The following is a 26,425-nucleotide window of genomic DNA, read 5'->3' on the forward strand; positions in this document are numbered from 1 at the left end:
TTTGTATCTTTATGTACAAAAAAATTTAATTGTCAAGTACATTTTGTGGTGAAGAGCCAAAGTTTTATATTACTTCCATTTTAATCCGCAAACTGTGTTTTTTAAATATTTTTACAATTTAAACATCCCTTTTATCACTTTACATCTCGCACTTTCCTAAAAAAATTATATCCTGTTTTTTCAAAGTAAAAATGTCCTTTTCAGTGCGTTATCTTTTCGATAAAAACTCCCAATTTATTAGATTATTTTATTTTATGTTTACGAACAAAAAAGTCATTTAAAAACCACCCCTCTTAATTAATTTATCGAAGCAAGTCTCTTATATTGTTTTCCCTATTTAGAGTTTCGACATTATCAAATAAATAACCTTTTTATTTAGGTTTAACCATTCATTACCTTATTCTCTATCCTGCTTCGTTGGTACAAAAAGAAAATTAAACGACTTTTTTGCATTTAAACAACATTTATGTAATTTAAACAACTTTTTTGTCACTCAACAACTATACCTATTTTGTTTTATGCAAAAAAATGGGACTGTCTGATAAGTCCCTAAAATGAAGAGGCTGTCTCAAAATCGAAGAGTCAGCCCCCACAACACAATATATATGACATAATGTTGGATAAATGAGCTATATATTGTTAAACGCACGTGAGGTCAGACCCTTATGAGACAGCCCCTTTTGTATTTTTTCGATTTTTCTTCGAAAGTAGCTGGCGGATGCCTGCTACTTTCAGTATGTTGTGGGCTAACGCCACAATCCCAAACTCGACATGTACCTTGTCGAGGCCCCGCAAAGAAAATCTGCGGAACGACCGATTGCCCTTGATGTGACCGAACACACTTTCTACTTCGACTTTGCGCCGAGCGTAGATGGCGGCTTTCTCTTCACATTCAAGGGCTGTTTTTGCCTTCGCTTTCATTTCTTCGAAGACGGTATTCCAGTGAACTTGACGATTGCCCTTCGCTTTCGTGCACTGCGCTTTTAATGGGCAATCTGTACAATCTTCACATTCGTATATTTTGAAGCTTTGCTCATAACCAGACGGATTCTTTTTGTTTTGATATTTTTTAAACGTTACTTTTCTTCCATTCGGGCAAATAAAACAATCATCCTCTTCACAATAGGTCCAGTTTTTCGCATTTTAATGTCCTTTTTGTATTTGCGTGTCTGTTCTTGTACATAGGATCCATAAGGAATGAGAAAATCAAATCGAGGCTCTTTCTCATCACCAATCGCATATACATAGTTTTCTTCACTGCCATATCCTGCATCTGCAATGACTGTTTTGGGCATCGGTAATGAAGTGGACGCTAGCTTCTCCAAATGTGGGATAAAGCAACGTGTATCGGTTGGTCGTTGATGAATGGTATAAAACAAGATAAACTGATTCTCTGTCCCGATTTGCACATTATACCATGGCTTCAGTTGACCATTTTTCATATGATCTTCTTTCATTCGCATAAAAGTTGCGTCTTTATCCGTTTTTGAATAGCTGTTACGATCGCCAAAGATTTCGTTCTGTTCCTTGTATGTAGCTAGTCGTGGTAAGAAATTTTCCCGAATCAGCTTTAAAGGTTTTTTCCATTTCTTGCGTTCTGCTCGTTTTTCCTTCCGAACTTTTGTATCGGATTCCTGTTCGATTTCCTCTGTTAGGATTTCGACTTTTTCTTCTAATTTTTGAGCGATGGCTTCCAAGTTCTGTTCCGTGATTTCTGGATCTTCGTTCGCCTCTTTTTGTGCTGTTCTTGCTTCTAATTGGGTTAATTCTTGAATGTACTGAAGTGTTTCTTGAATTTTTTCTCTTAACTTCGCTTCCAATTTCGAGGTTGATTTTTTCCACATGAAAGAATACTTATTGGCATTGGCTTCCATCTTAGTACCATCCAAAAAGTAGTTTTCCATCGTGATGTAATTTTCTTCAATCAATTTCAGAATCATCGCTTCAAATAACTCATCCATCAAGGACTTCATCCGTTCTCCACGGAACTCATTGATCGTGCGGAAATCGGGTTGTTGCATCGCAGCTAACCACATGGCAGGAATATTTTCTTTTATTAGTTTTTCGATTCCTCGGCAGGAATAAACCTTTTGAGAATAAGCATACAGAATGATTTTCAGCATCATTTTGGGATGATAGGAACTTCTGCCGCCGCCTTTATAATGAGAAAACAATAGCTCATCTGGTACAGATTCAACCATTTCATCCACTACTCGTGCGACGTGATGTTCTGGTATGAGGGCTTCAATATCAAAAATAACTTGAATTTGACGGTTGTCATAGGGTTTAAAAGTAGGGGCTAATGGTCTTTTAGAGAGCTTTTTTTCCTCTGTTTCTGGAAAAAGTGTCATTTGCGTGTTATAATTTTCAGTAGTAATCATTTGATTGCTCATAAAAATCGTCCTTTCTGGAATGTTGTGGTGGTACCTTCATTTTACAGGATAGGACGATTTTTTTGTGTACTTTTTTAAAAAATAAAAAAAATAAGAGGGGCTTCAAAAAGTCAGTTACCCTGACTTTTTGGACAGCCCCATGCTGATGATGTATAAAATTTTGTGTAAAGCATTTCGTCATCAAGATGTATCAAAGTGGGATGAGTACGCGTGAAATTGGCAAGTTTATCGAACGAATTTTAGGGAATGCCTACTCACCAACAACGATTAGTCATATCCGGATGTGGTAAAGGAGGACATTGCGAAATGGCACACACGTCCTCTACAAAAGCGATATTCGGTCTTATATTTGGATGGGCTGTACGTGAAACTTCGTCGAGATACAGTAGAAAAAGAGGTCATTTATGTCGTGTTAGGGGTAAACGAAGAAGGGTATCGTGAAATTCTTGATTTCTTTGTGGGAGGACAGGAAAGCGCCTATGTATGGCAGGAGATTCTTCAACAACTATACAACAGGGGCGTAAAGGAAGTGCTTCTGGGCGTATTCGATGGACTACCGGGATTGGAGGAAGCCTTTAAAGCCGTTTATCCGAAAGCCGATGTGCAGCGCTGTGTCGTTCACAAAGTGCGTAATACCTTACATCGTGTTCGGAAAAAAGATCAATTTGAAGTGGCAGAGGGTCTCAAACTGATTTATTGCGCACCGAATAAGGAGATGGCGTTCCAGATGTTTCAACAGTTTGAGTCGAAATGGTCCAGCAAGTATCCGAGAGAAGTTCAATCTTGGGCCCATGAGTGGGATGTCCTCCTTACATTTATGGAGTATCCAAGCCGTATTCGAAGTGTGATTTACACGACCCATGCCATTGAACGAACGATCAAGGAGATTCGGAAATGTCTCAAGCCGATGAACAGTTTGAGCAGTTTAGAAGCTGCTGAAAAAATCGTGTATTTGACGATTCAAGATTTTAACGAGAAATGGGCAGGGAGAAGGTTGCGAGGATTTGCTGAAGCTCATGAAGCCCTTCAACGAATGTTTGAAGAACGTTATGGTTAACCAAATGTTGTAAATAAACAAAATTAGGGGATTCTCCCTTTCTGCACAGAAAACTGAATATTCAGTCTCCTGTGTGGAGGAAACAGTCCCCCTCTTTATTCTAAAATCCATTTCAGAGATACCCTATCTATCTTACATTACACAAAATTTTTGACGGTACCCTAGTTACAATTTTATTTTTTGTGTGCAAATTCATAAAAAAATAATTCAGAGGTTTTACTGTAGTCAATCTAATTCTCTCAGTGTTATTGAGATTTACTAATATCTTCATTTTGTGAAGGTTTGAGATTTGTGTCGTCATCAATCTCATGTTTCGGCAGACATAATCGATGGCATGTATCAAAAGCGTTGATCGATTGAAGTGTTTTTTCATCGGATCAAGCAATATTCCAACTTTCCTACCGTTTTTTCAATCCTTAACTTATATATTTTATTCATCAAAAAGGGACTGAAGTATTAATGGGATATCTATCTTATTTTTTATTTATAATTTTATCTAACTCGAGATTTTCAAGATCTATATTACTGATATTTATGATCAATAATAAAATTACACTTTTTCAATTTGGTTTAATCCAGCTTTCTTATTATAGTATTCGCTTTTTGAGCGAATTTCCAAGTGGTGTTCTAGCAGACTATATAAAAAGAAAATACTCTATGGCTATTGGTAGTCTACTAGCCAGTTTGTCTGGAATTCTACTCTATAGTACTAGCTTTTTGGATATATCTGGATATTTTTGGGTGTTTTTAATATTATTTAGCTTAGATGCGATGGCTTCCTCTTTTCTTAGTGGTTCAGATCAAGCCATGTTGTATGATTACTTAAAAAGAAAAGGTTTGGAAAGTAAATATCCAAAATTTTTAGGTTGGAGAGAAGCGATCGCGGCAATTTCATTGGGAACAACAACAATAATTGGAGGATTCTTAGCTTCTAAATCAATAAATTTACCTTTTTTATGGCAAGGAATTTTGTTTTTACTTGCCACACTAGTAATCCTATTCTTCCCAGAAAATAAATCTGTAACAATAAAAGAAAGAGTATCTAGGACAACTCCTCTAAAAATTGCATCAGAAGGATTAAATGTTATTAAAAGGATTCCTACTATTCAATTTTTGGTTTTATTTATGACTACTTTAGCTGCCAGCACTAACACCGTAACTATATTTATTCAGGGATATTTTAATGAGTTAAATATTAGTACTAATTCTATTGGAATCATTTATGGTATTTGTACGGTACTGAGTGCGCTAGCAGCTATAAATTCCTATCATCTGACAAAACTAACATTAAAGACAATATTAATTATTACAACCAGTATGTTCTTTGTGGGTATTATATGTTTGCTTACAGAATATATACCCTTAGTAATCTTTGGATTTTTCCTTATTTATCTTAAATTAGATTTTCTAGAGCCTTCTGTGTATTTCTTTTTAAATAAATATGTTAAGGAAGAAGTTCGAGCAACTGTTCTTTCTTTTTTCGGAACAGCCTTAAACTTTGTAACTCTTATTATGTACCCACTATATGGAATAGTTGGAGAACAATCTGGATACAAGGGCATGATCTTTGGAATGTCAATTTTGTCCATCCCCTTATTTATTTATTTGTTTATTTTTTACAAAAAGTACAAAGTGGGGGATAGTAAAACATCTATATCATTTTAACTTGAAGATTAGAGTTCTAAATAATCAGAAATTCTGTTACAAATTTTTTCGGCTGTCGGAGGTAAGTCAAGAATTTCCTTCATCAAGCGAATTAGTGACAGATTACCGAACAACAATTCTTCTTTTGATGGAAAATTCAAATGGATTGACAGCATTCCGTCAAGGGATGGCCAATGCCAATCCTTCCATCCTTCATGTGTATGATCGATGGCATTTGATCGGGAATGCGAAGAAGAGACTGGATTTTCTTCTTTTATTCCTCGTTCCTTCTGTGATGACATGGAGTAAATCTCTCCCATCTGTTCGTGAAATCGAAAGGACAAAGGCAGAAAAGAGGAAAAAGGAGCGCCAAGAACAAAAATGGGCACTTATTCAAGAAATCCAAACGGCTCATCCATCAGGGAAGAACATTTCTGGGCTTGCGAAGGAATATGATCTGGATCGGAAAACGGTGAAAAAATACCTTCAGACGACAACTCCGCCACCGATTCATCGACGAAAAAGAAAAACACCGATTTCCCCTTTTTTGAACCGTGTCATGGAGTTAGAAGCGCAAGGACTATAATGTCCCCAGGGGGGGAAACACAAAATCCGAAATCTAAGTTATACTGTAACTATGAAGAAGAGAACGAATCATACGCCAGAATTTAAAACGAAAGTCGTCCTTGAAATCTTGTCAGAAGAATCTACTGTGAATCAAATTGCAGCCAAATATGATGTCAGCCCAGTTGTACTCTCTCGTTGGAAAAAGGAGTTCATCGAACGGGCCTCGGAAGTGTTTAAGAAAGGGCCTTCCGAAGCCGAAAAGGAACTCGAACAAAGTAAACAACATATCACAGGACTGGAGCAAAAGGTTGGCCAGCTTACCCATGGGGTAGACGGGTTGGAAAAAAAATCTACAGAAATCCTCGGACCAGGCTGGAAGAAAAAATAATATTGATTTTAGTGATTCTCAGATTACGATTAGCCGGCAGGCTGAATTGTTAAGCATCAATCGAAGCAGCGTTTATCGTCAGCCGCCCAAGGAGACGGTGATCTCTGACGACGACTTATTTATCATGCGCAGAATCGATGAACTGCACACGGTCCACCCTACGTGGAGTTACCGGACCATCACAAAAGTCATCCGCCGCGATGACCATATCCTCGTGAATCGTCAGAAGATCCGGAGATTGATGCGTGAGATGGGCATGCACACCATTTACCCGAAGCCCCACCTCAGCAAGCGTTACCATGCTCAGTATATTCGTCCCTATCTACTTAGAAAGCTAAATAGCTGTCGTCCTGATCAGGTCTGGGGGATCGATATTACCTATCTCCGGATGGAGAAGGGCGTTATGTACCTCTTTGTCATCATAGATTGGTGCAGTCGGTGTATCGTCGATTACGAGCTTTCCAGCACCTTAGAGAAAACCTTTGTTATGAACTGTCTGGAACGGGCACTGAAAAGCCGCAAGCCTGAAATAATGAATAGGGACCAAGGGTCGCACTTTACAAACCCGGATTACTTAGGTTTACTGGATCGAGCCGAGATCAAAGTCTCCATGGATGGAAAAGGACAAGCTCTGGATAATGTGAGAACAGAGCGTTTCTTTAGAACTTTGAAATATGACCTGATCTACCCCCAAGAATTTGAGACACCACGTCAATTGAGAAAAGGCATTACCGAGTATATTCATGAATACAACACCTACAGACCCCATTCCTCGATTGGCGATCTGTGTCCACTGGAGACTTACAACGGTAGAGAATTTTGTGCAGCCTAATGACCCAATACTCGAAAGGAGAATGAACTTAGAACTCCACTTCGTGTGTCTTGACATTGGGGAGCATTATATTTAGCTGTTGACTGGCTACTGAATACGCTGGATTTTTATCGCCGGTGATGACACGAGGCTTAGAAACATAAAAAGACCGCAAAGCTTCTTTAGGAAGCGCTTTGCAGCCTTTTGATCACTTGTTTTGCTTAAATAAAAATCAATGGTACTTCCTTCAAAATTAACTGCACGATACAAATCCATCCATTGACCTTTTACTTTTATGTATCTGTAGATGAGCATTTTTAATCACAATAATTTCCATGGTTAGAGAGACAAACAGGGTACCCCTTACGCGATACGGAGCTGTTTTTTGATCACATCAATGGGAATATCTTGCTTCGCGGCGTCATAAATGAACTCTACGACGCGGTGGCCTTTCCGCGATCGAAGAAGCTCCAGTCCGGCGGAGAGGTTTTGTCGGGATTCAGCGATGCTGTACACGCAGGCCAAGAGCACCACCGCCCAATACCGTTTCACCGCCTGCATGTGGCGAACGCGGTATCCATCCAGCTTCAGTTGATCTTTCGCCTGACGGAAAAAGCATTCGATTGTCCAACGCTGGGCGTAGTAACGCAGTCGCTCAATTCCCGGTCGGTGCTCAAGACGCAATGGAGAGGTTCCGGTGTCGTCAGCTGATCCGCCTTCCAAGCCAGCAGCACCACCGCATTCTCAAGACCGTTTAGGATGCCTTTGTAACGATACACGCGGTAACGCTCCTGTCCCATCGTGACGAGGCGGGTATCGTTCGGTTCGAGGCTGCGCGCAAACGGCTTCGCACGGAGAATATTAAATAATACTAATCGTGATGATGATAAATTATGAAATAACGAGACATAATTGTGAGATAATGCGAGATAATTTATAATTGACGTTGATCGGATCATGAAAGTCGAATCCCAAATAAGTACTGAATCAATGGAATTTTAATCAGAACGACAGAATCAATACTTGGACGACCTTTATCTTCCGAATACAAATCTTTCATCAATCATAGATAAACGAAAAATCATCGCTGCATCGATTTTTCGAACAAGATGGTCTTGGGGTACTAACTCATCGAGAGTAACAGCCATCATCGAATGACGTTTGTCCGTATTTTGTCGTTGAAGCATATTTCTCACCTCCATACACCTTACTATTCCTCAACTATAATAAAAAAGCTTGTCGACAAAGTCGACAAGCTGAAAGATCCTGTTTACAAAAAACAGGACCTTTTGACATTTATGCTTGCTGGTTCATTTGGCGCGCGGCCGCATTCACCTGCTCGTCCGCATGGTAAGAAGAGCGCACAAGCGGTCCAGCTTCGCAATGGCTGAATCCTTTACTTAGCGCTATTTCTTTTAATTCCATAAATTCATGCGGATGATAATATTTTTGTACTTTAAGATGTTTTTTTGTCGGCTGCAAATATTGTCCAATCGTTAAAATATCAACATGATTAGCCCTTAGGTCATCCATCGCTTCAATAATTTCTTCTTTTGTTTCTCCAAGTCCAATCATAATGCTGGATTTAGTTGGAATATCCGGCTGCAATTCTTTAGCACGCCGTAGAAATTCAAGGGAGCGCTCATACGTAGCGCGGGCACGAACTCTTGGAGTGAGACGGCGGACGGTTTCGATATTATGATTTAAAATGTCAGGCCGAGCATCCATTAATGTTTTTAAATTTTCATATACTCCACCCATATCAGACGGAAGCACCTCAATGGTCGTAAACGGATTTTTGCGGCGAACCGCACGGACCGTTTCCGCAAACACAGCCGCTCCTCCGTCTTTTAAATCATCGCGCGCTACAGCTGTTACAACAACATGCTTTAAGTTCATAATGCGCACGGAATCGGCCACTCTTTCCGGTTCCTTCCAATCCAACTCAGTCGGCAAGCCCGTTTTGACCGCACAGAAACGGCATGCACGCGTACAAACATCCCCTAAAATCATAAAGGTGGCCGTTCTTCTTACAGCCCAGCATTCATGGATATTCGGGCATTTTGCTTCCTCACAAACGGTATGCAATTGCTTTTCGCGCATCATTTTTTTCAGGCCGATGTAATTTTCGTTCGTATTCAGCTTTATCTTCAACCAATCGGGTTTGCGAATGCGTTCTTCGTTTGTAGCCATTTTTCACACTCCAATAATTTATTTACACATTTTTATTATAAAAAAAAGCAAGGTTGAACACAAAGGAAATTGTCGTAACCGCTTGCAGCTTCCAATTTTTAATATTTATGAAAACCGCCAATCTCCTCAAACTAATGATATCAGATTTTCTGAAAGGAGTAGGAAGATGTGTATAAACTAATCTCTCTGGCATTGGCCGTTTTATGCATGGTTTCGTTTCCCCTGTCCGTCTTTGCAAAAGAAACCATGCATGATGAAGATATTTATGAACGGCGAATGGAGCTGTACAAACAAGCAGAAGCAGTCTCGCTCATTCCTTGGTATTATTTTGCCGCAATTGATCAATATGAACGAAATATCCGCCTTGTGCGCCGCGATTTACCGAAAGCGAAAGGCGTTCTTGGTATTTATATTAAACCGGAAATATGGTCTGGCCCTCTTAATAAAAATCAAAATGATACGAATCCGTTCACGATCTCACAATTTGGCGGTTTTGGAATGGATGGAAATGGAGATGGTGTAGCTGATTCGACAAATGATGAGGATATTATTTTTTCCATGGCGCGGTTTCTCCAATCATACGGCACCGATCATGAGCATTTAAAAATGGCTCTATGGCAATATTATCATCGCAGTAAAACCGTCGATATGATTTTAGGAAAAGTGAAAATTTATAAAAAATATGGCACTCTTCGTCTTGATACTCACGCATTTCCTCTTCCTCTTCACGCTAACTACACCTATAAAGATACTTGGGGCGATGCAAGAGGCTGGGGGGGAAGAAGAATTCATGAAGGAACAGATATTTTCGCTGATTATGGAGTTCCTGTACGCTCCACTTGTTACGGCATCGTTGAATTAAAAGGATGGAACCAGTACGGAGGATGGCGTGTTGGCATACGCGATATTAATAATACGTATCATTATTTTGCCCATTTAAACGGATTTGCTGGAAGTTTGCATCAAGGACAAATTGTTGAACCGGGAATGATTATCGGCGCTGTTGGCAGCTCAGGCTATGGCCCTCCCGGCACTGCCGGTAAATTTCCACCGCATCTTCATTATGGCATGTATAAAGATAACGGCTATGCAGAGTGGTCATTTGATCCGTATCCGCATTTAAAAATATGGGAAAGAATGGAGAAAATAAAACGAAAACAAAGAGATCGGAAATGATCCGATCTCTTCTTACCCTACATAATAGAGAACAGTAACTGAAATTTGACCTTTTCCGCCACACACAGTCAGGTGGCGCGTCACAGAGTGATGAACGGGCCTAAAGGCGGATGCTTGGCAAGAAGTCGGCAGCTTGCCTTCGACCATCGAAAAAATGGAGATTTTGCTTTGCATCAGTTATACATCCCAGCTTCTCATCGTATCGATTCTATAAAAAGACGGAAATCCATCTGCTTCATATTAATGAGTCGGTACTTCAAACGATGGATTCACATTATTTCCGTTGTTATAAAAGTTTGGAACCTCTCCTTCAATGACCTGCATTGCAACCGGAAAGTCCCGAGTCACAACAATCGGTTTTGTTGAAAATGGAATAATCACTTGAACATTCACTTCGACACGGACGGAAATTTCTACAAGGGCATTATTAATTCCAAACGGCTGGATGCTTTTTTTCACTTCTGGCGTCACATCACCGATGATGTCAAACCGAACAGGAACGCGAGGTCCCAAACTTCCAAGCAACACATTATTTGTCGCTTGACCAACAGGTATATAATAGATAATTCCATCCTCATTCGATTCCGAATCTTCAACGCCCACACTAGAAATTTCAAGCTCCTGAAATTTTCCTCGAGATGCTGCTTTTAAATTCTTTTCCACGCGATCAACAAGCTTGGTAACAACCCGATTGACAATCGCATTATTATAATTAATGGAAGCGATATTGCCGTTTGTATCATGCTGGATCACAATTACATCATTCATGTTTATTTCTTCTTCTTCAATTTGCTGCTTAATCGCGCTGTTGATGACCAGATTAGCGACTCTCTTCGTTTCACTCTCGGCAATATTCATTAACACCGGTTCGATTCCTTTATTAATAATCCAAAGACTGACTACTGTAGATAAAATAAAAAAAACAAAAGTGAGCAAGAATAAATAACGAAAAGGAAGAGGCCCTTTTTTTGGTAAACGTCCGGGAAATGCAGTCAATGGAAAATCCCCCCTTTACAAGCTATATGTATGCTTGAAAGAGAGGACATTTGTTATTTTTTTTATCCCAATTATAGATGTAACTCGATATTTGCCTCGATATAAAGGCTTAAACTAACGAACCTGGCAATCAAATAACGCCGCCTCCCAGAACGATGAAAGCGGCGTTAGACATCCCGACAGTCGCAATAAAACCGCCGCTTCATTGAGAAAGCGACAATGTGTTGACACCCCAAGTTGCCTCTCTATAAATCAAACGATTGTTTTTCTATTTATAGAACCTTTATTTCATTCTAAGCAAAGCTTCCCTTCCTGTCATTCCAACCATAATTCCTCTTTCTTCAGCTGCCACCGTTACCGACTCTAATGGCGCCTCTAGCAACTGTTCAATGGTGCGGACACCTACCGCCCTGCCTGCAATAATCCCTCTATCTTTCAGTTTTTCATTCAATAATCCCACATCTAGAGCTCCGCACATAATGTACCCTTGATCGCTTGCGACCGCTAATAAATTCGTTTTAGGAAGCTGCACAGAAATTGCGATAAATGGATAATTGTCAATCATAACAGGTTTAACATCGATCATACCGAACACACTCCTTTCTCTAATTCAATGTATGAAAAAGAGAAAAAAGTGTGCTTACGATGGCTGGGCTAATTTCCATGCCAGCAAATCTCGCAGAAATTCAGGCATATAATAGATTTTTTGCGGAGCGCGATGAATTTGTGGATAAAAATGCCCGAAAGTAAACATATCAATCGTAGCGACAGCATACGTTTGATCAGCCCTCAGCTCCTTACCATTAATAAAAATATGGCGAACATGTTCTGAGCCATCACTTGTCTTCTCTGTTTGCAGTTTCACGCCATCATACGCCATTTGTCCCATTATTTTGCCGCGAAATCCGAATCCTCTTATGGAGAGCCGCTTCATCGTTTCTGTATGAGCTTGTAAAATCACTTCTTTTAGTTCGTCTCCCCGTAAATACACTTTGCATGGATTAATCGGGTGAGGGCAAATTCGATGCAAATCCTTTTTTGTGACAATGCCTTTTGGCAACGGTTCGAGCAGCACTCCTGCGTTCACCATACCTATATCGCCGCTACACCATTCTTTTAAGGCTGAGGCTAGCAGCTGAGCGAAAGGTGATGGAGAAAACCATTGTAAAGGCAGTTCTTGATGGAGTTCAGCCACTGCTTCTTTGTCAAGCTGCTGTAAGCTTTCCTTCTCCAGCCCCATAAGCATCTGCTTTGTGTCTTCGCATTCCGAAAGCGCAGCTATATCTACTACTTCCGCTTCCCATTTCTTTTCCGGCATGGACAGCTTCACCACTCCAATGTGTTGTCCATACTTTCCAGCGCCACATAGAAGCGTATCGTTCACCCATTTCCCCTTTGAAAGCACATGATGCGTATGTGCACCGAGAATCAGATCAATCCCTGATACCGTTTGCGCAATGAACTCGTCATCGTTAATTCCCAAGTGTGACAGCAAAATCACGACGTCGGCCTGTTTCCGCACATCGTGTACAATGTCATTCAGCCATTCTAATGGTGGAGTAATGTTCCATCCTAGCAGCTCATAAAATTTTTTAAAATAAACGGTGACTCCAATTACGCCAATACGAAGGGTGTCAGACACGGAAATGATGCGATACGGCTGAAGCCACGGCGGACGTTTCCCATCTTTTCCAAACAAATTCGCTACTAAAACGGAAAAACGGGCGTTTTCATATAATTGACTCAGCTCCTCATAATTAAGCGTGATTCCTTCATTATTGCCAATCGTCACCGCATCATACTGCAATTGATTTAATAGCTGCACATTCGCTTTTCCCCTTGTTGCTTCTGTAATGGGATGAAATCGATCGATAAAATCACCGATGTCGAACAAAAGCATTTTTTCGTTTTGCCGTTCATGTTCGCGTCGTTTATCCTGCAAAAATTTAGCAATTCTTGGCCAATTTTCAAAATGGCTATGCACATCGTTTGTATGATAAATATAAAGATTTTGCTTCAACCAAAAACACCTCTTTTATGAAATGCCTTGAATAATAAGGCGCACTCCAAGCAGAATCAGGACAAGCCGCAGCATCAAAACAAGCGTTTGGCTTTTAAGTTTTTTATTCATCCATGCCCCTATCTTTGCGCCAATCCAAATGCCTGGGATCAAAGCAATCGCAAACAGCCATTCCACATTTCCCAGCACGATATGGGTAATAGAGCTCACAACGGAAGACACAAAGATCATAAACATGGATGTGGCCACAGCCACGTGCGGCGGAAAGAAAAACAGCAGGATCATCGCTGGAACCATCAGCGATCCTCCGCCAATCCCAAACAATCCGCCGAAGAAGCCGACGGCAAAGGCAATCGCAATCGCGATTGCCGGATGGTATCCATAGATGACCGTTTCTCCCTCATTTGTTATATATGTGCGCGTGACAACAAAATGCTTTTGTTTAGGCAAATGGGCGGAACGTTTGGTCAGCATCAACAAAAACGAAACGAAAACTAAGAACAAGCCAAAGTAAAGCGAAAAATGTTTCAAGCTTAGCATTTGATTGGTCCACGCACCAAGCATGGCCCCTGGTCCGCTTCCGATAAAAAAAAGCCATCCGCTCTGATAGTCCACCATGCGTTCTTTCATATAAGACAGCGTCGAGGAAAGACCATTAAAAATAATGACCACTAGTGATGTGCCAACTGCTACTTGCGGAGAAACGTCGGGCAAAAAGTGGATGGCTCCTAAAAACAATAATGAAGGTACAACAATAATCCCTCCGCCTAACCCTACTAAGCTGCCGATCGTACCGGCCAAAAAACCGACCAAAACCAATAATACGTACTCCATTATACCCCTCTCCGTTAAAATAAATCTAACTGTCTTGGCGCTAAATCCGTATACTCGATACCAAGCATTTGAAGCAGCTGTTTGGCGTTATCTGCCGCATCTCCGCCAGAATTATTATTAAATAATATGTAAAGCTCATTTGTTTGCTTCTGAAGACGCCGAATATGATGCACCCATTCGCGCAACTCGTCTTCACGATAGCGATACAAATAACGGACTGCACGCCAATTTTCTCCACTCGTTGCTTTATTCCATCCGTGCACGTTGCGGCCATGAAAACGAATCAGTGTTTTTTCGCGGTTTGTTGGATGTAAAACAGCCGGAATCGATCCTTCCCCTGCCTGCGGTTCATCGCATATGCTATGAATCCATCCTTCCGTCTCCATAAACTTCAATGTCTTTTCATAAAAACGAGGCCAAAACCATGACTGATGCCGAAACTCTAAGGCCACTGGAACATTCCCCATTTTCTCTCGACACCAGCGCAAGTAAGCAACATGCTCACGCCGGCAATCAAACCAAGGCGGAAATTGAAACAACACCATGGCCAGCTTCTTCGCTTCTAAAAACGGAGCAATGGACAATAAAAAAGCAGCAAACATTTCTTCCTTGCTTGAATAGGGGATTTCTCCACGTTCATGGCCTGTCATTCCTTGATACGCTTTTACAATAAAACGAAAAGCGTCAGGAGTTTCACGAATCCATTTCTCTACATTTTGCTGCGGCTGAATCGCATAAAAATAAGAATCGACCTCGACAGTTGGGAAATGAGCCGCATATTCTTGCAGTTTATCCTTAGAAGCAAGACCGGGTGGATAAAGGCTGTCGTGATCTCCCCAGCCAGTTAATCCGATATAAATCATCCGCATCACCTTAACTTCATCATAACACAATTATGTGGAAAAATAATGTAGCAAATCGGCCTGAACTTCCATGAAAACAACGCAGCTTTATTGTATACATTGGCTAGAAACAGGGATGAAGCAAAACATGTTGGCTTCTTTGTTCGTCCAAACTAGAATGTTCGACTATAAAAACACCCCACACTGCTGGATATTTAATCAACAGTGTGGGGATGAAGCTAAATCAATAGAGCTGATCAGATGCAATCATGGATCAATGGTGGGCGCAGCGTCCCCAAGGAAACACTACACCTTGATAGGATAAGGATTAACCAATACTTCCTTCCATCTCGAATTTAATGAGACGGTTCATCTCTACCGCATATTCCATCGGAAGCTCTCTTGTAAATGGCTCAATGAAGCCCATCACGATCATTTCCGTCGCTTCTTGCTCCGAAATGCCTCGGCTCATGAGATAGAACAGTTGTTCTTCTGATACCTTTGATACTTTTGCTTCGTGCTCTAATGAAATGTTGTCATTTAAAATTTCATTGTATGGGATGGTATCAGAAGTAGACTGATTATCCATAATGAGCGTGTCACATTCAATATTGGAGCGAGAGCCCGATGCTTTTCGACCAAAGTGGACGATTCCGCGATAGGTTACTTTTCCGCCCTGCTTAGAAATAGATTTAGAAACAATGGTCGAAGATGTGTTTGGCGCCAAATGGATCATTTTCGCCCCGGCATCTTGATGCTGGCCTTTTCCAGCGATAGCAATGGAAAGCGTCAAACCGCGCGCGCCCTCTCCTTTTAAAATCACAGCCGGATATTTCATCGTTAATTTAGAGCCAATATTTCCGTCAATCCACTCCATTGTTGCGTTTTCTTCGCAAACTGCACGCTTCGTTACAAGATTAAAGACGTTGTTGGCCCAGTTTTGGATCGTTGTATAGCGGCAGTACGCACCCTTCTTCACAATAATTTCCACAACGGCGCTGTGAAGCGAGTTTGTGGTATACACCGGAGCGGTACAGCCTTCCACATAATGCACATGTGCGCCCTCATCGACAATAATCAATGTACGCTCAAATTGTCCCATGTTTTCCGAGTTAATCCGGAAATATGCTTGCAACGGAGTTTCCACTTTCACTCCTTTCGGAACATAAATGAACGAGCCGCCCGACCACACTGCCGAGTTAAGCGCTGCAAACTTGTTGTCTGTTGGCGGCACCACTTTTGCCCAATGCTCTCGGAAAATATCTTCATTTTCTTTAAGAGCGGAATCCGTATCCTTAAAAATCACACCGAGCTTTTCAAGGTCTTCTTTCATGTTGTGGTACACCACTTCGGATTCGTATTGCGCTGATACCCCTGCCAAATATTTTTGCTCCGCTTCTGGAATGCCTAATTTATCAAATGTCGCTTTAATTTCCGCAGGCACTTCATCCCATGAACGCCCTGATTTTTCTGATGGCTTTACATAATACGTAATTTCATCAAAATTTAAACTTGATAAATCGCCACCCCATTGTGGCATTGGTAAGCTATAAAAAATATCTAACGCTTTTAAGCGAAATTCCAGCATCCATTGCGGCTCATTTTTCATTCGCGAAATTTCTTCTACAATCTCTTTCGTCAATCCGCGTTTCGCACGAAACACCGAAACATCCTTATCGACGAAGCCATATTTATATTCGCCGATTTCTGGCATTTTTTTCGCCATTATGATTCGCCTCCTTTTTTACAAGCCTTTCATTGCTGTGAGCGTAAGCCTTTCTCCATCGCCTTCCATGCAAGCGTCGCACATTTAATGCGAGCAGGAAATTTAGAAACGCCCTGAAGCGCTTCAATATCTCCTAAATCAAGCGATTCATCGTATTCCTTTCCCTGCATCATATCAGAGAAGACATGGGCTAACTCTAGCGCTTCTTCGATCGTTTTTCCCTTAATTGCTTGCGTCATCATCGAAGCAGACGACATCGAAATCGAACAGCCTTCCCCTTCAAATTTCGCATCCATCACCTTTCCGTCTTCTACCTTCATCGTTAAATGGACACGATCGCCGCATGTCGGATTGTTCATATTAATATCAATATTTTCATCCTCAAGCACGCCGCGGTTTCTCGGATTTTTGTAATGATCCATGATGACTTGGCGATACAATGTATCTAAAGGGTTATTAAAAGACATGGCTGAAATACTCCTTCGTTTTCTTTAATGCCGCTACTAACCGATCAATGTCTTCCTCAGTATTATATAAATAAAAGCTTGCTCGCGCAGTCGCGGAAACATGGAGCCATTTCATTAAAGGCTGCGCGCAATGATGTCCGGCACGGACGGCAATTCCTTCCGCATCAAGCACCGTGGCCACATCATGAGGATGAACATTGTCGATATTGAATGTGACAAGACCTGCACGTTCCTTTGGTCCATAGATCGTCAAGCCTTCAATAGCGGAAAGCTGCTCTAGCGCGTATTGCGCCAATTGGTGTTCATAAGCCATGATATTTTCTAAACCGATTTGTTCAAGAAAATCAATAGCGGCTCCTAACCCAATCGCACCAGCAATAATCGGCGTTCCCCCTTCGAATTTCCATGGGAGTTCCTTCCATGTCGATTCGTACAAACCGACAAAGTCAATCATTTCTCCGCCGAACTCAACGGGTTCCATTTGCTCCAAAAGCGAACGTTTACCATATAATACGCCAATGCCTGTCGGACCGCACATCTTATGCCCAGAAAATGCAAGAAAATCACAATCCAAATCTTGCACATCGACTTTCATATGCGGTGCGCTTTGTGCAGCATCCACAACCATGACAGCACCATTTTGATGAGCAATTTGCGCAATTTGCTTAATTGGATTTATCGCACCTAAAACGTTCGATACTTGCATAACAGAAACAATTTTTGTATTCGGCGTCACCGTTTTTTCAACATCTTCTAGACTGATGGATCCGTCTTCTTGAAGCGGAATATATTTCAACGTAGCGCCTGTATATTTAGCCACCTGCTGCCAAGGAATGATATTGCTATGATGTTCCATATACGTGATGACAATTTCGTCTCCTTCGCGCAGATTGGCGCGTCCGTAACTCGCCGCCACGGTATTTAATGCGGTCGTCGTCCCGCGTGTAAATATAATTTCCTGTGTTGATTTTGCATTAATAAATTTGCGTACTTTTTCACGCGCTCCTTCATACGCATCCGTCGCTTTCGTTCCAAGCGTGTGCACGCCGCGATGAACGTTTGAGTTATATCCGCGATAATATTGATTAAGCGCTTCAATTACCGGAAGAGGCTTCTGAGAAGTAGCTGCGCTGTCAAGATATACTAATGGCTTCCCATTAACTTCTTGGTCTAAAATTGGAAACAGCTGACGAACCTCTTTTACGTTCATTATTTAACTTTCCTTTCAATGATTTCAATAAGTTGCTTTTTCACGTTCTCCAGCGGGATTTCTTTGACAACAGGTGCTAAGAATCCATGAATAATTAAACGCTCTGCCTCCACCTTTGGAACGCCTCGGCTCATTAAATAATAAAGCTGAATGGGATCCACCCGTCCAACAGAAGCAGCATGGCCCGCTATTACATCATCTTCATCAATTAAAAGGATCGGATTGGCGTCGCCGCGCGCTTTGTCGCTGAGCATAAGCACACGCGATTCTTGCTCAGCATTTGATTTCGAAGCACCGTGCTCAATTTTGCCAATACCATTAAAAATGGAAGTCGCGCTATCCTTCATGACGCCGTGCTTTAAAATGCGGCCTTCTGTATTCTTGCCGTAATGCACAACGCTTGTCGTGAAGTTTTGCGTTTGCTCGCCGCGTCCAACCACCACGGTTTTTGTGTCACCATAAGAACCGTCGCCGATTAATCGCGTAATATTTTCAGAAACGGTATTTCCATCATTCATCAATCCTAATGCCCACTCAATGCGGCCATGGCGTCCTGCGATCCCGCGGCGATTGACATATGTGGTCGTTCCCTTTGCCAAATGGTCAACCGCTGCAAAAATCACTTGTGCATTTTCATGGGCAAATACTTCAGCGACAATATTAACCACTGCATTCGCATTTTCATGGATGGAAACATAGTTTTCAACATAGGCAAGTTTACTATTCGCTTCCGCTACAACAATCACGTGATTAAACAATGCCGCATCCTTTGTTTCATGAATATAAACAGCTTGAAGCGGGGTATTGATTTCCACATTTTTAGGAACATATACAAAAACGCCGCCATTGAGAAGCGCTGCATGAAGAGCCGTCAAGCGATGCTCATCAATTTTGACTCCATCCTGCATAAAATATTTTTTCACAAGCTCTCCATGTTCGCGCACAGCCGTGAAAATATCCGTAAAAATAACTCCTTGCTTCTTTAAGTCATCCGATAATGAAACATATGCTGGTGTCTGGTCGCGTTGAATATATAAATTTTTTGCTTCTTCACCTGCATCAACAAGTGTTTTTACTGATTCCGGAAGTTCTTCTAGAGATGCAAACGGCGCACTTTGTACAAAATGTTGTGTGATCTCGGTAAAATTCCATTTATCAATCTTTGTTTTATCTGGCTTTGGCAATGACAACTCTTCTGCTTTGGCAAGAGCTTGTAAGCGAAGATCTAAAAGCCAGCTTGGTTCTCCGCGCCCTTCAGAAAAAGTGCGCACATACTGTTGATCGAATGGTAGTTTCGTTTCGATTGCCATAAATAATCCTCCTAACGCTTACGCTTCTTGCTCAATCATTTCATCTTCAATGCCCAATTCTTTTTTAATCCAGTCATATCCTTCAGCTTCTAAGCGCTGCGCTAATTCCGGACCGCCGGATTTCACAATGCGTCCTTGCATCATCACATGCACATAATCTGGTGTAATGTAATTAAGCAATCGTTGATAGTGAGTGATAATTAAACAGCCAAAATCGCTGCTGCGCATTTCATTGACACCTTTTGAAACGATTTTTAAAGCATCAATATCAAGCCCCGAGTCGATCTCGTCTAAAATCGCAATTTTCGGCTCTAGCATCATAAGCTGAAGAATTTCATTGCGTTTTTTCTCTCCACCGGAAAATCCTTCATTTAAGTAACGATGAGCCATATCAGAGTTCATTTCAAGGAACTCCATTTTTTCATCTAATTTGCGAATGAACTTCATTAACGAAATTTCGTTCCCTTCTCCAAGACGAGCATTAATGGCAGAACGAAGGAAATCGGCATTCGTTACACCGCTAATCTCGCTTGGATATTGCATAGCTAAAAATAAACCGGCGCGCGCGCGCTCATCTACTTCCATTTCAAGGACGTCTTGTCCATCTAGTGTAATGCTTCCTTTTGTTACTTCATATTTTGGATGGCCCATAATTGCGGAAGATAGCGTTGATTTTCCCGTTCCGTTCGGCCCCATAATGGCATGAATTTCTCCGCCTTTTACCTCCAGATTTACACCCTTTAAAATTTCTTTCCCCTCCACTGATACGTGAAGATCTTTGATTGTCAATACCGCCATAAAAATACCTCCAATTTTCTAAAAGAAGTTTGTGTATCTCATCGTTATTATGATTCTCATTTTATTCTCATTACAATCTTATAACAAATGAAAGGTATTAGCAACCATTTAACTCCATTAGTATACTTTTTAAATAAAAAAGTTTAATAAGTAAACATATCAAAAAAGCCTCCTATTCTGGAGGCTTTTGCACTAATGTTTTGTCGTCAATTCGGCAATGCATTCTTGAACAAGCGTCACCGCTTGGCTCATCGCTGCGCCTCCCGCAAACGCTACCGCAACGCTGCAAGCTTCCAAGATTTCCTGTTCTGTCGCCCCTTGATCGATACAGCCTTTCGTATGATAAATCGTACAATATTCATCTTGTGTAGCTAGGCTAATCCCGAGAGCGATCAATTGCTTTTCTTTTTGCGACAAAGCTCCCTCCTGAAAGCATGCTTCAGTAAAGGCATTAAATTTCTCTGCCACTGCGGGAATTTTCTGTGTGAAGGCGCCCAATCCTTCTTTATAATGCTGCAATGCTGCTTCTGTTGAAGAATGTGTTGGTTGATTCATCCTCAAGCTCCTTTCAAAATCATAAGAACTGCGGTTATATTATTGACTAAAATGGGAAGATCATATAACTGAATCGAAAAGAAAAATCGGCTTGAACAATCTGGAGAAAATGGTTGCATAATCATCAAGCCCCGTGGTTTCTCATGCTGATTACACCAAAAGTAAGAGAACATTAAAAAGCGGAAGCTCCGCTATGAAGCTTCCGCTTTCTTTATAGTATTACTCAGTTGCTGGAATGACAGCACCTTTGTATTCTTTTTTGATGAAATCTTGAATTTCTTTGGATTGAAGCACTTCGACAAGCGTTTTAATGTCTTTGCGATTCTCATCGCCTTTACGTACCGCAATAATATTCACATATGGATTGTTTTTTGGCGACTCGACAGCAATCGGATCTTTCGCAGGATCCAATCCGGCATCTAAAGCATAGTTGGCGTTAATCACGACCGCATCGCCCTCATTGTTTTGGTAAACTTGTGGCAGCAAACCGGCATCAACATCGGTTTTAAATTTTAACTTCTTCGGATTTTCTACAATATCCTTAACAGTGGCTTTTGTTTTATCAATGCCGTCTTTTAATTTAATAAGTCCTTTCTCTTGAAGCATGGACAAAATACGCCCGTGATCAGCGACAGAGTTGCTCATAATAATGGTGGCTCCCTCTGGAAGCTCCTCAAGGCTTTTGTATTTTTTAGAATAAATTCCGATTGGTTCAATATGAATACCGCCAGCATTGACAAAATCATAGCCGTTTTCTTTCATTTGTGCCTCTAAGTAAGGAATGTGCTGGAAATAGTTAGCGTCGATTTCTTTATTCTCTAACGCCTTATTCGGCAAAATATAATCCTGGAATGTGACAATCTTTAAGTTGACGCCTTTTTCTTTAAGAATTGGCTTCGCTTTTTCTAAAATCTCAGCATGCGGCACATTCGATGCGCCTACTACTAATTCCTTTTTCTCTTGGTCTCCTTGTGCGCCGTCTTTGCCGCCGCATGCCGCCAACGCGAGCACAAGCACTACCGCTAATAATGCACCCCACCATTTTTTCATCTGTTTTTCCTCCTTTATATTGTTATCTCTTATCTATTTTGGAAGTGACAAAGTCACCGATAAGCTGAATGGCAAATACAATGATTAAAATGAGCACTGTAGCAACAAAGGTCACATCGTTATGACTGCGTTGGAACCCTTCTAAATAAGCAAGATTCCCAAGGCCACCAGCGCCCACTACTCCCGCCATCGCCGTATAGCCAACTAACGCAATAGCGGTTACTGTGATCCCTGAGACAAGAGCCGGCAGCGATTCAGGAATCAATACCTTCCAGATGATTGTCGCCGTTGTCGCTCCCATGGCTTTCGCCGCTTCAATCACACCTTTGTCAATTTCACGCAAAGCGATCTCCACCATGCGCGCATAAAATGGAGCAGCGCCAATAATCAACGCCGGCAAGGCCGCGTTTGCCCCAAGAATCGTACCGACTAGCATCTTTGTAAAAGGAATAAGCAGAATAATTAAAATAATAAACGGGATAGAACGAAAAATATTAACAAAAGCAGAAACGATTGTATGAATGGCTTTGTTTTCCCAAATATTATCTTTGGATGTTAAAAATAGCAACAATCCTAGAATGAGTCCAAATACAAATGTAAACGCCACGGCAACTCCTGTCATATACAGCGTTTCCGACGCTGCCGCCCAAATCGATTCCCATTGAACGTTAGGAAACATGCTACTCATTCGTCATCACCTCCACACCGACTTGTTGCTGACGAATGTAGTCAAGCGCTTTGGCTACTTCCTCATCCGTTCCACTCATATGAACAAACAGCACTCCATACGAGCCCTGATGGGTTTGTGAAATCTTCCCTTGCAAAATATTAATGGTTATTTCAAAATTTCGGATCAGTTCTGCGATGAGCGGCCGTTCAGTCGCATGGCCAGCAAAAGTAAGCTGGACAACTTTGCCGTTAGGATATTGGTTGAACAAATGAGCAATCGTCTCTTTCGTTTCTTCAGGTTCCGTAATCTGTTGAACAAACCGTTTCGTTATCATCTGTTGCGGATTTTGAAATACATCCAATACTTTTCCTTCTTCGACAATTTTTCCGTTTTCCATTACCGCCACACGATCACATATTTTACGGATTACATGCATTTCATGAGTAATTAATACAATGGTCAATCCGAGACGTTGATTAATATCAACTAAAAGCTCAAGAATCGAATCTGTCGTTTGCGGATCCAAAGCAGAAGTTGCTTCGTCGCATAACAGCACCTTCGGGTTGTTCGCGAGCGCCCGGGCAATACCGACACGCTGTTTTTGCCCCCCGCTGAGCTGCGATGGATAGGCATTTTCTCTTCCGTGCAGACCCACAAGCTGAATAAGTTCATCCGCCCGCTTTAACCGCTGGTCCTTTGGAACCCCAGCAATCTCTAAGGGAAACGCAATATTGTCTCGGACCGTCCTTGACCAAAGCAAATTAAAATGCTGAAAAATCATTCCGATTTCTTGCCGCGCCTTGCGCAATTCTCTTCCTTTAATACTTGCGATGTCTTGACCGGCAACCATCACTCTTCCATTTGTAGGCTTTTCCAAGCCATTTAAAAGACGGATCAGCGAGCTTTTTCCAGCACCGCTATATCCAATAATGCCAAAAATCTCCCCTTCTTTAATGTGCAAATTTACATCATTGACAGCTGTTACCGCTCCCTGGCTTGACGAATATACTTTTGTTACATTTTCTAGCGTAATCAAACGCGATTCACCTTCCTTGTTCCCGCAACTAAAAAACCTTTCTGCTCAAGAGAACAGAAAGGTTTTAATATCTCCCATTTCTGTCTCTTATCTCTCAAAGCGAACGCTTTGTGTGAATTGGCACCATTTCAGTCGAATGCTGACGGTTGCCGGGTTTCATAGGGCACATCCCTCCACCTCTCTTGATAAGAGCAGCAACGCTCCTTTATTCAGTTAATACTTTAATTTACCTAAGAATCATACAAACTACAAAAGTGATTCTATCATTCTATAAAGGAAGGTGTCAACAGAAAAATAATTCCTAATCATAGAATCAATACACAAGCGCCGATGATCCATTCAAAATTCTCTGGCTTAACACAACCTTTTCGGCATCTCCCTCGAGCAAAAGCGCCAGCGGGCCCATCTTGCCCACAAAGCGTTCGTTGTTTGACAAAGACATGCTGACAGTGGACAAGCAAAGGGTTTACAGATTATGATGGAAAAACGAGGAATCGGACGGCGTTAATCGGTTTTATTGGATCATCACCACGCCTGTTTTTAATATGTTCTAAACCTCTCGTTGAAACTATTGTTTTATCAATATGAATGGACTTCATGACCGATTCAATTGTTGACGGCTATTTTCTACACCTCTGAATACAGCGAACGAATTCCTGTGGCAATGGCGATGGCTTGCTCTAAATCCTCAATTAAGTCTTCGACATTTTCGATGCCGACCGATAGACGAATCAAATCTTCCGTAACTCCCGAAGCCTGCAAATCTTCTGGGCTCAACTGCTGATGCGTGGTGCTGGCTGGATGAATAATTAAGCTTTTGGCGTCTCCTACATTGGCCAAGTGCGACCAAAGCTTCACGTTGTTAATGAGAGCCGCTCCCGCTTCTCTTCCTCCTTTAATGCCGAACACCACAACGGCTCCCGCTCCTTTCGGCAAATATTTTTCGGCCAAATTCTTGGCTGGATGCTTTTCGTGTCCAGGATACAGCACCCATTCTACTGCCGGATGGCGATCTAAATAGTCTACAATCCGACGCGTGTTAGCAATATGCTCTTTCATGCGTACATGAAGCGTCTCAAGCCCTAAATTAAATTGAAACGCATTAAATGGGCTAATCGCTGGTCCAAGATCCCGCAGCAATTGCACACGAGCCTTAATGATATAAGCAGCCGGACCTAAAGCTTCTGCATACACAAGATTGTGATAGCTTGGATCCGGAGTTGTAAATCCCGGAAATTTAGGAGAATCCCAATTAAATTTTCCTCCGTCTACAATAATGCCGCCAAGCGTTGTACCGTTTCCAAGCAGCCATTTAGTAGCTGAATGAACAACGATATCCGCTCCATACTCAATCGGACGGCATAGATATGGAGTGGCAAACGTATTATCAATAATGAGAGGAATGCCCGCTTCATGCGCAATGTTGGCTACCGCTTCAATATCTAGTACGTGCAAACTTGGATTACCAATCGTTTCTGCAAAGATCGCTTTCGTTTTTGGCGTAATGGCAGCACGGAAATTTTCCGGATTAGCAGGATCAACAAAATGTGTTTTAATTCCATATTTCGGAAGGGTAGTGGCAAAGAGGTTATATGTACCTCCATATAGCGTTGAAGCTGACACAATCTCGTCTCCTGCTTGCGCTATATTTAAGATCGCAAGCGTGATTGCAGCCATGCCGCTTGCTACTGCAAGACTTCCAATTCCTCCTTCTAATTGTGCTACTCTTTCCTCAAAGACTGTGGCGGTCGGGTTATGAATGCGCGTATAAATGTACCCTTCTTCTTTCAATGCGAATAAGTTGGCTGCATGCTCCGTATTGGCAAATTGATAAGCGTTCGATTGATAAATCGGAACGGCTCTTGCTCCTGTCACAGGATCTGGACTTAACCCCCCATGCACCGCCAGCGTTTCTAAACGATATGATTTTTCGCCCACTGTCATCCTCTCCTTTTTATAATCAAATGAAAACCCCCTCTTCATCATAAGAAGAGGGGGGAATTTCCTTTAACTCTTCTTATCTGCCAGAGCGATACACTCTGCTGGAATTGGCACCGTGTCAAACCGGTTGCCGGGCTTCATCGGGCCAGTCCCTCCGCCACTCTTGATAAGAACTTGTTTATTATTTTATTTTTCTGAATAATAACACTGTTTTTTTATCATGTCAATAACATTTCGTGATTTCATATTCAAGAGGCATAACGATATGGTTTAGCTAAATGAAGAAGCGACTCTAATAAAAGCATGTGACGAAAGCTACCGGAAACCACTAATTCTTTTAAGCGGAGCTGCTGCTGCAATTTAAGTTCACCTTTCAACAGACTAACAAGCGCCTCTTTCGACCCTCTAATGGTTAATATTTTCCTTTCATCAGCTTCCTGCGCCAGATGAACTCCCGTTTTTGAAATGGCGAAAATCAGTGTTTCTGCATCGCATTCAAAGCGAATGTAGAGTTCCTCCTCCGGTAAAATCGGCAACAGATGGTGCAACGTCTGTACACGTTCCATAAATTTTTTAGTTAATTCATAAATCTTCATCGTTTTCCCGCCTCTCCATTATCCTTTTCTCTCATTTATTTCCATAGGAAAAAGCATAATTCCTTTATAAACTTGTCGACAAATCATCAAGAAAACGTACACGATTTTTCATATTTCCCGAGAAATATGTCAAAAAAACTCTAAA

Annotated in this window: 24 protein-coding genes, 4 pseudogenes and 2 riboswitches; of the genes and pseudogenes, 6 read left to right on the forward strand and 22 right to left on the reverse strand. The window is 41.5% G+C overall.

Annotated elements, in window-relative coordinates; translation table 11 throughout:
- Positions 1–663: 663 nt before the first annotated feature.
- Entirely contained in the window at positions 664–1,101 is a 438-nt protein-coding gene (locus tag GRQ40_RS18810) for a transposase (RefSeq protein ID WP_159720942.1), read from the reverse strand.
- Positions 1,077–2,393, reverse strand: a complete 1,317-nt coding sequence (locus tag GRQ40_RS15660; protein WP_159720322.1) for an IS1182 family transposase — start codon at positions 2,391–2,393, stop codon at positions 1,077–1,079. The genes GRQ40_RS18810 and GRQ40_RS15660 overlap by 25 nt, the downstream gene beginning before the upstream one ends.
- A gap of 176 nt (positions 2,394–2,569) precedes the next feature.
- On the opposite strand from GRQ40_RS15660, the pseudogene GRQ40_RS15665 reads away from it, so the two are divergent.
- The 5 genes and pseudogenes from GRQ40_RS15665 to GRQ40_RS15680 form a co-directional block, all read left to right on the forward strand.
- Positions 2,570–3,450, forward strand: a pseudogene (locus tag GRQ40_RS15665) (IS256 family transposase); the annotation flags it as partial.
- A gap of 459 nt (positions 3,451–3,909) precedes the next feature.
- Entirely contained in the window at positions 3,910–5,115 is a 1,206-nt protein-coding gene (locus GRQ40_RS15670; RefSeq protein ID WP_255458210.1) for an MFS transporter, read from the forward strand.
- 145 nt (positions 5,116–5,260) lie between these two features.
- Positions 5,261–5,680, forward strand: a complete 420-nt coding sequence (locus GRQ40_RS15675; RefSeq protein WP_201295963.1) for a hypothetical protein — start codon at positions 5,261–5,263, stop codon at positions 5,678–5,680.
- Positions 5,681–5,731: 51 nt separating this feature from the next.
- The gene (locus tag GRQ40_RS19075) at positions 5,732–6,049 is read left to right on the forward strand and encodes a transposase (protein ID WP_338079036.1); all 318 of its coding nucleotides are present in this window, start codon (positions 5,732–5,734) and stop codon (positions 6,047–6,049) included.
- 1 nt (position 6,050) lies between these two features.
- The gene (locus tag GRQ40_RS15680) at positions 6,051–6,881 is read left to right on the forward strand and encodes an IS3 family transposase (RefSeq protein ID WP_338079038.1); all 831 of its coding nucleotides are present in this window, start codon (positions 6,051–6,053) and stop codon (positions 6,879–6,881) included.
- Positions 6,882–6,954: 73 nt separating this feature from the next.
- Here the strand turns inward: GRQ40_RS15680 and GRQ40_RS15685 are convergent.
- The 4 genes and pseudogenes from GRQ40_RS15685 to lipA all read right to left on the reverse strand — a co-directional run.
- Positions 6,955–7,160, reverse strand: a pseudogene (locus GRQ40_RS15685) (DDE-type integrase/transposase/recombinase); the annotation flags it as partial.
- Between the two features lie 63 nt (positions 7,161–7,223).
- Positions 7,224–7,711: pseudogene (locus GRQ40_RS15690) on the reverse strand (transposase); the annotation flags it as partial.
- A gap of 113 nt (positions 7,712–7,824) precedes the next feature.
- Positions 7,825–8,047, reverse strand: a pseudogene (locus tag GRQ40_RS15695) (IS5/IS1182 family transposase); the annotation flags it as partial.
- Between the two features lie 109 nt (positions 8,048–8,156).
- Positions 8,157–9,053, reverse strand: coding sequence for a lipoyl synthase (gene lipA, locus GRQ40_RS15700; RefSeq protein ID WP_159720326.1), 897 nt, complete (start codon positions 9,051–9,053; stop codon positions 8,157–8,159).
- A gap of 207 nt (positions 9,054–9,260) precedes the next feature.
- On the opposite strand from lipA, the gene GRQ40_RS15705 reads away from it, so the two are divergent.
- Positions 9,261–10,229 carry a M23 family metallopeptidase gene (locus GRQ40_RS15705; RefSeq protein WP_201295998.1) on the forward strand — a complete coding sequence of 323 codons (969 nt, stop codon included), beginning with the start codon at positions 9,261–9,263 and terminating at the stop codon, positions 10,227–10,229.
- A 240-nt stretch (positions 10,230–10,469) separates the two neighbouring features.
- Here the strand turns inward: GRQ40_RS15705 and yunB are convergent, their stop codons facing one another.
- The 16 genes from yunB to GRQ40_RS15785 all read right to left on the reverse strand — a co-directional run bounded on the left by yunB (position 10,470) and on the right by GRQ40_RS15785 (position 26,280).
- Positions 10,470–11,225 (reverse strand): sporulation protein YunB, encoded by a 756-nt coding sequence (gene yunB / locus GRQ40_RS15710; RefSeq protein ID WP_159720328.1) that lies wholly within the window; start codon positions 11,223–11,225, stop codon positions 10,470–10,472.
- 283 nt (positions 11,226–11,508) lie between these two features.
- Positions 11,509–11,811, reverse strand: coding sequence for a YunC family protein (locus GRQ40_RS15715; RefSeq protein ID WP_066148830.1), 303 nt, complete (start codon positions 11,809–11,811; stop codon positions 11,509–11,511).
- 54 nt (positions 11,812–11,865) lie between these two features.
- The gene (locus tag GRQ40_RS15720) at positions 11,866–13,245 is read right to left on the reverse strand and encodes a bifunctional metallophosphatase/5'-nucleotidase (protein WP_066148828.1); all 1,380 of its coding nucleotides are present in this window, start codon (positions 13,243–13,245) and stop codon (positions 11,866–11,868) included.
- Between the two features lie 15 nt (positions 13,246–13,260).
- Positions 13,261–14,079 (reverse strand): sulfite exporter TauE/SafE family protein, encoded by an 819-nt coding sequence (locus tag GRQ40_RS15725; protein WP_159720329.1) that lies wholly within the window; start codon positions 14,077–14,079, stop codon positions 13,261–13,263.
- Between the two features lie 14 nt (positions 14,080–14,093).
- A complete protein-coding gene (locus GRQ40_RS15730) occupies positions 14,094–14,942 on the reverse strand; it encodes a DUF72 domain-containing protein (protein ID WP_159720330.1) in 849 nt (282 codons plus the stop codon).
- Positions 14,943–15,249: 307 nt separating this feature from the next.
- Entirely contained in the window at positions 15,250–16,647 is a 1,398-nt protein-coding gene (gene sufB, locus GRQ40_RS15735) for a Fe-S cluster assembly protein SufB (RefSeq protein ID WP_044742747.1), read from the reverse strand.
- Between the two features lie 29 nt (positions 16,648–16,676).
- Positions 16,677–17,114: a Fe-S cluster assembly sulfur transfer protein SufU gene (gene sufU / locus GRQ40_RS15740; RefSeq protein WP_066148822.1), complete on the reverse strand. Its 438-nt coding sequence runs from the start codon at positions 17,112–17,114 to the stop codon at positions 16,677–16,679.
- Complete coding sequence (locus GRQ40_RS15745) at positions 17,104–18,324, reverse strand: cysteine desulfurase (protein ID WP_159720331.1); 1,221 nt, start codon at positions 18,322–18,324, stop codon at positions 17,104–17,106. The genes sufU and GRQ40_RS15745 overlap by 11 nt, the downstream gene beginning before the upstream one ends.
- Positions 18,324–19,634, reverse strand: a complete 1,311-nt coding sequence (gene sufD, locus GRQ40_RS15750; protein WP_159720332.1) for a Fe-S cluster assembly protein SufD — start codon at positions 19,632–19,634, stop codon at positions 18,324–18,326. The genes GRQ40_RS15745 and sufD overlap by 1 nt, the downstream gene beginning before the upstream one ends.
- An 18-nt stretch (positions 19,635–19,652) precedes the next feature.
- Positions 19,653–20,432, reverse strand: coding sequence for a Fe-S cluster assembly ATPase SufC (gene sufC / locus GRQ40_RS15755; protein WP_066148818.1), 780 nt, complete (start codon positions 20,430–20,432; stop codon positions 19,653–19,655).
- A 192-nt stretch (positions 20,433–20,624) separates the two neighbouring features.
- On the reverse strand, positions 20,625–20,987 hold the full coding sequence (locus GRQ40_RS15760; protein ID WP_066148816.1) for a carboxymuconolactone decarboxylase family protein: 363 nt from the start codon (positions 20,985–20,987) through the stop codon (positions 20,625–20,627).
- Between the two features lie 219 nt (positions 20,988–21,206).
- Positions 21,207–22,037, reverse strand: coding sequence for a MetQ/NlpA family ABC transporter substrate-binding protein (locus GRQ40_RS15765; protein WP_080862751.1), 831 nt, complete (start codon positions 22,035–22,037; stop codon positions 21,207–21,209).
- A 22-nt stretch (positions 22,038–22,059) separates the two neighbouring features.
- The gene (locus GRQ40_RS15770; RefSeq protein WP_066148813.1) at positions 22,060–22,725 is read right to left on the reverse strand and encodes a methionine ABC transporter permease; all 666 of its coding nucleotides are present in this window, start codon (positions 22,723–22,725) and stop codon (positions 22,060–22,062) included.
- On the reverse strand, positions 22,718–23,743 hold the full coding sequence (locus GRQ40_RS15775; RefSeq protein WP_159720333.1) for a methionine ABC transporter ATP-binding protein: 1,026 nt from the start codon (positions 23,741–23,743) through the stop codon (positions 22,718–22,720). The genes GRQ40_RS15770 and GRQ40_RS15775 overlap by 8 nt, the downstream gene beginning before the upstream one ends.
- A gap of 84 nt (positions 23,744–23,827) precedes the next feature.
- Positions 23,828–23,935, reverse strand: a riboswitch (SAM riboswitch).
- A gap of 435 nt (positions 23,936–24,370) precedes the next feature.
- Entirely contained in the window at positions 24,371–25,687 is a 1,317-nt protein-coding gene (locus GRQ40_RS15780; protein ID WP_159720334.1) for an O-acetylhomoserine aminocarboxypropyltransferase/cysteine synthase family protein, read from the reverse strand.
- A gap of 70 nt (positions 25,688–25,757) precedes the next feature.
- Positions 25,758–25,857, reverse strand: a riboswitch (SAM riboswitch).
- 75 nt (positions 25,858–25,932) lie between these two features.
- Positions 25,933–26,280 (reverse strand): SCP2 sterol-binding domain-containing protein, encoded by a 348-nt coding sequence (locus GRQ40_RS15785; RefSeq protein ID WP_066148808.1) that lies wholly within the window; start codon positions 26,278–26,280, stop codon positions 25,933–25,935.
- Between the last annotated feature and the right edge of the window lie 145 nt (positions 26,281–26,425).

This window comes from Anoxybacillus sp. PDR2 (genome assembly GCF_009834045.1).
Lineage (GTDB): Bacteria > Bacillota > Bacilli > Bacillales > Anoxybacillaceae > Anoxybacteroides > Anoxybacteroides rupiense.

Bases quoted from the DNA above. Each gene is read 5' to 3' on its own strand.
- GRQ40_RS15760 (WP_066148816.1), bottom strand. From the start codon at position 20,987: ATGAATCAACCAACACATTCTTCAACAGAAGCAGCATTGCAGCATTAT.
- GRQ40_RS15670 (WP_255458210.1), top strand. From the start codon at position 3,910: ATGGGATATCTATCTTATTTTTTATTTATAATTTTATCTAACTCGAGA.
- GRQ40_RS15745 (WP_159720331.1), bottom strand. From the start codon at position 18,324: ATGAACGTAAAAGAGGTTCGTCAGCTGTTTCCAATTTTAGACCAAGAA.
- GRQ40_RS15730 (WP_159720330.1), bottom strand. From the start codon at position 14,942: ATGATTTATATCGGATTAACTGGCTGGGGAGATCACGACAGCCTTTAT.
- GRQ40_RS15770 (WP_066148813.1), bottom strand. From the start codon at position 22,725: ATGAGTAGCATGTTTCCTAACGTTCAATGGGAATCGATTTGGGCGGCA.
- sufD (WP_159720332.1), bottom strand. From the start codon at position 19,634: ATGGCAATCGAAACGAAACTACCATTCGATCAACAGTATGTGCGCACT.
- GRQ40_RS15705 (WP_201295998.1), top strand. From the start codon at position 9,261: ATGGTTTCGTTTCCCCTGTCCGTCTTTGCAAAAGAAACCATGCATGAT.
- GRQ40_RS15765 (WP_080862751.1), bottom strand. From the start codon at position 22,037: ATGAAAAAATGGTGGGGTGCATTATTAGCGGTAGTGCTTGTGCTCGCG.
- lipA (WP_159720326.1), bottom strand. From the start codon at position 9,053: ATGGCTACAAACGAAGAACGCATTCGCAAACCCGATTGGTTGAAGATA.
- sufC (WP_066148818.1), bottom strand. From the start codon at position 20,432: ATGGCGGTATTGACAATCAAAGATCTTCACGTATCAGTGGAGGGGAAA.
- sufU (WP_066148822.1), bottom strand. From the start codon at position 17,114: ATGTCTTTTAATAACCCTTTAGATACATTGTATCGCCAAGTCATCATG.
- GRQ40_RS15660 (WP_159720322.1), bottom strand. From the start codon at position 2,393: ATGAGCAATCAAATGATTACTACTGAAAATTATAACACGCAAATGACA.
- GRQ40_RS15725 (WP_159720329.1), bottom strand. From the start codon at position 14,079: ATGGAGTACGTATTATTGGTTTTGGTCGGTTTTTTGGCCGGTACGATC.
- GRQ40_RS15785 (WP_066148808.1), bottom strand. From the start codon at position 26,280: ATGAAGATTTATGAATTAACTAAAAAATTTATGGAACGTGTACAGACG.
- GRQ40_RS15780 (WP_159720334.1), bottom strand. From the start codon at position 25,687: ATGACAGTGGGCGAAAAATCATATCGTTTAGAAACGCTGGCGGTGCAT.
- GRQ40_RS19075 (WP_338079036.1), top strand. From the start codon at position 5,732: ATGAAGAAGAGAACGAATCATACGCCAGAATTTAAAACGAAAGTCGTC.
- sufB (WP_044742747.1), bottom strand. From the start codon at position 16,647: ATGGCGAAAAAAATGCCAGAAATCGGCGAATATAAATATGGCTTCGTC.
- GRQ40_RS15715 (WP_066148830.1), bottom strand. From the start codon at position 11,811: ATGATCGATGTTAAACCTGTTATGATTGACAATTATCCATTTATCGCA.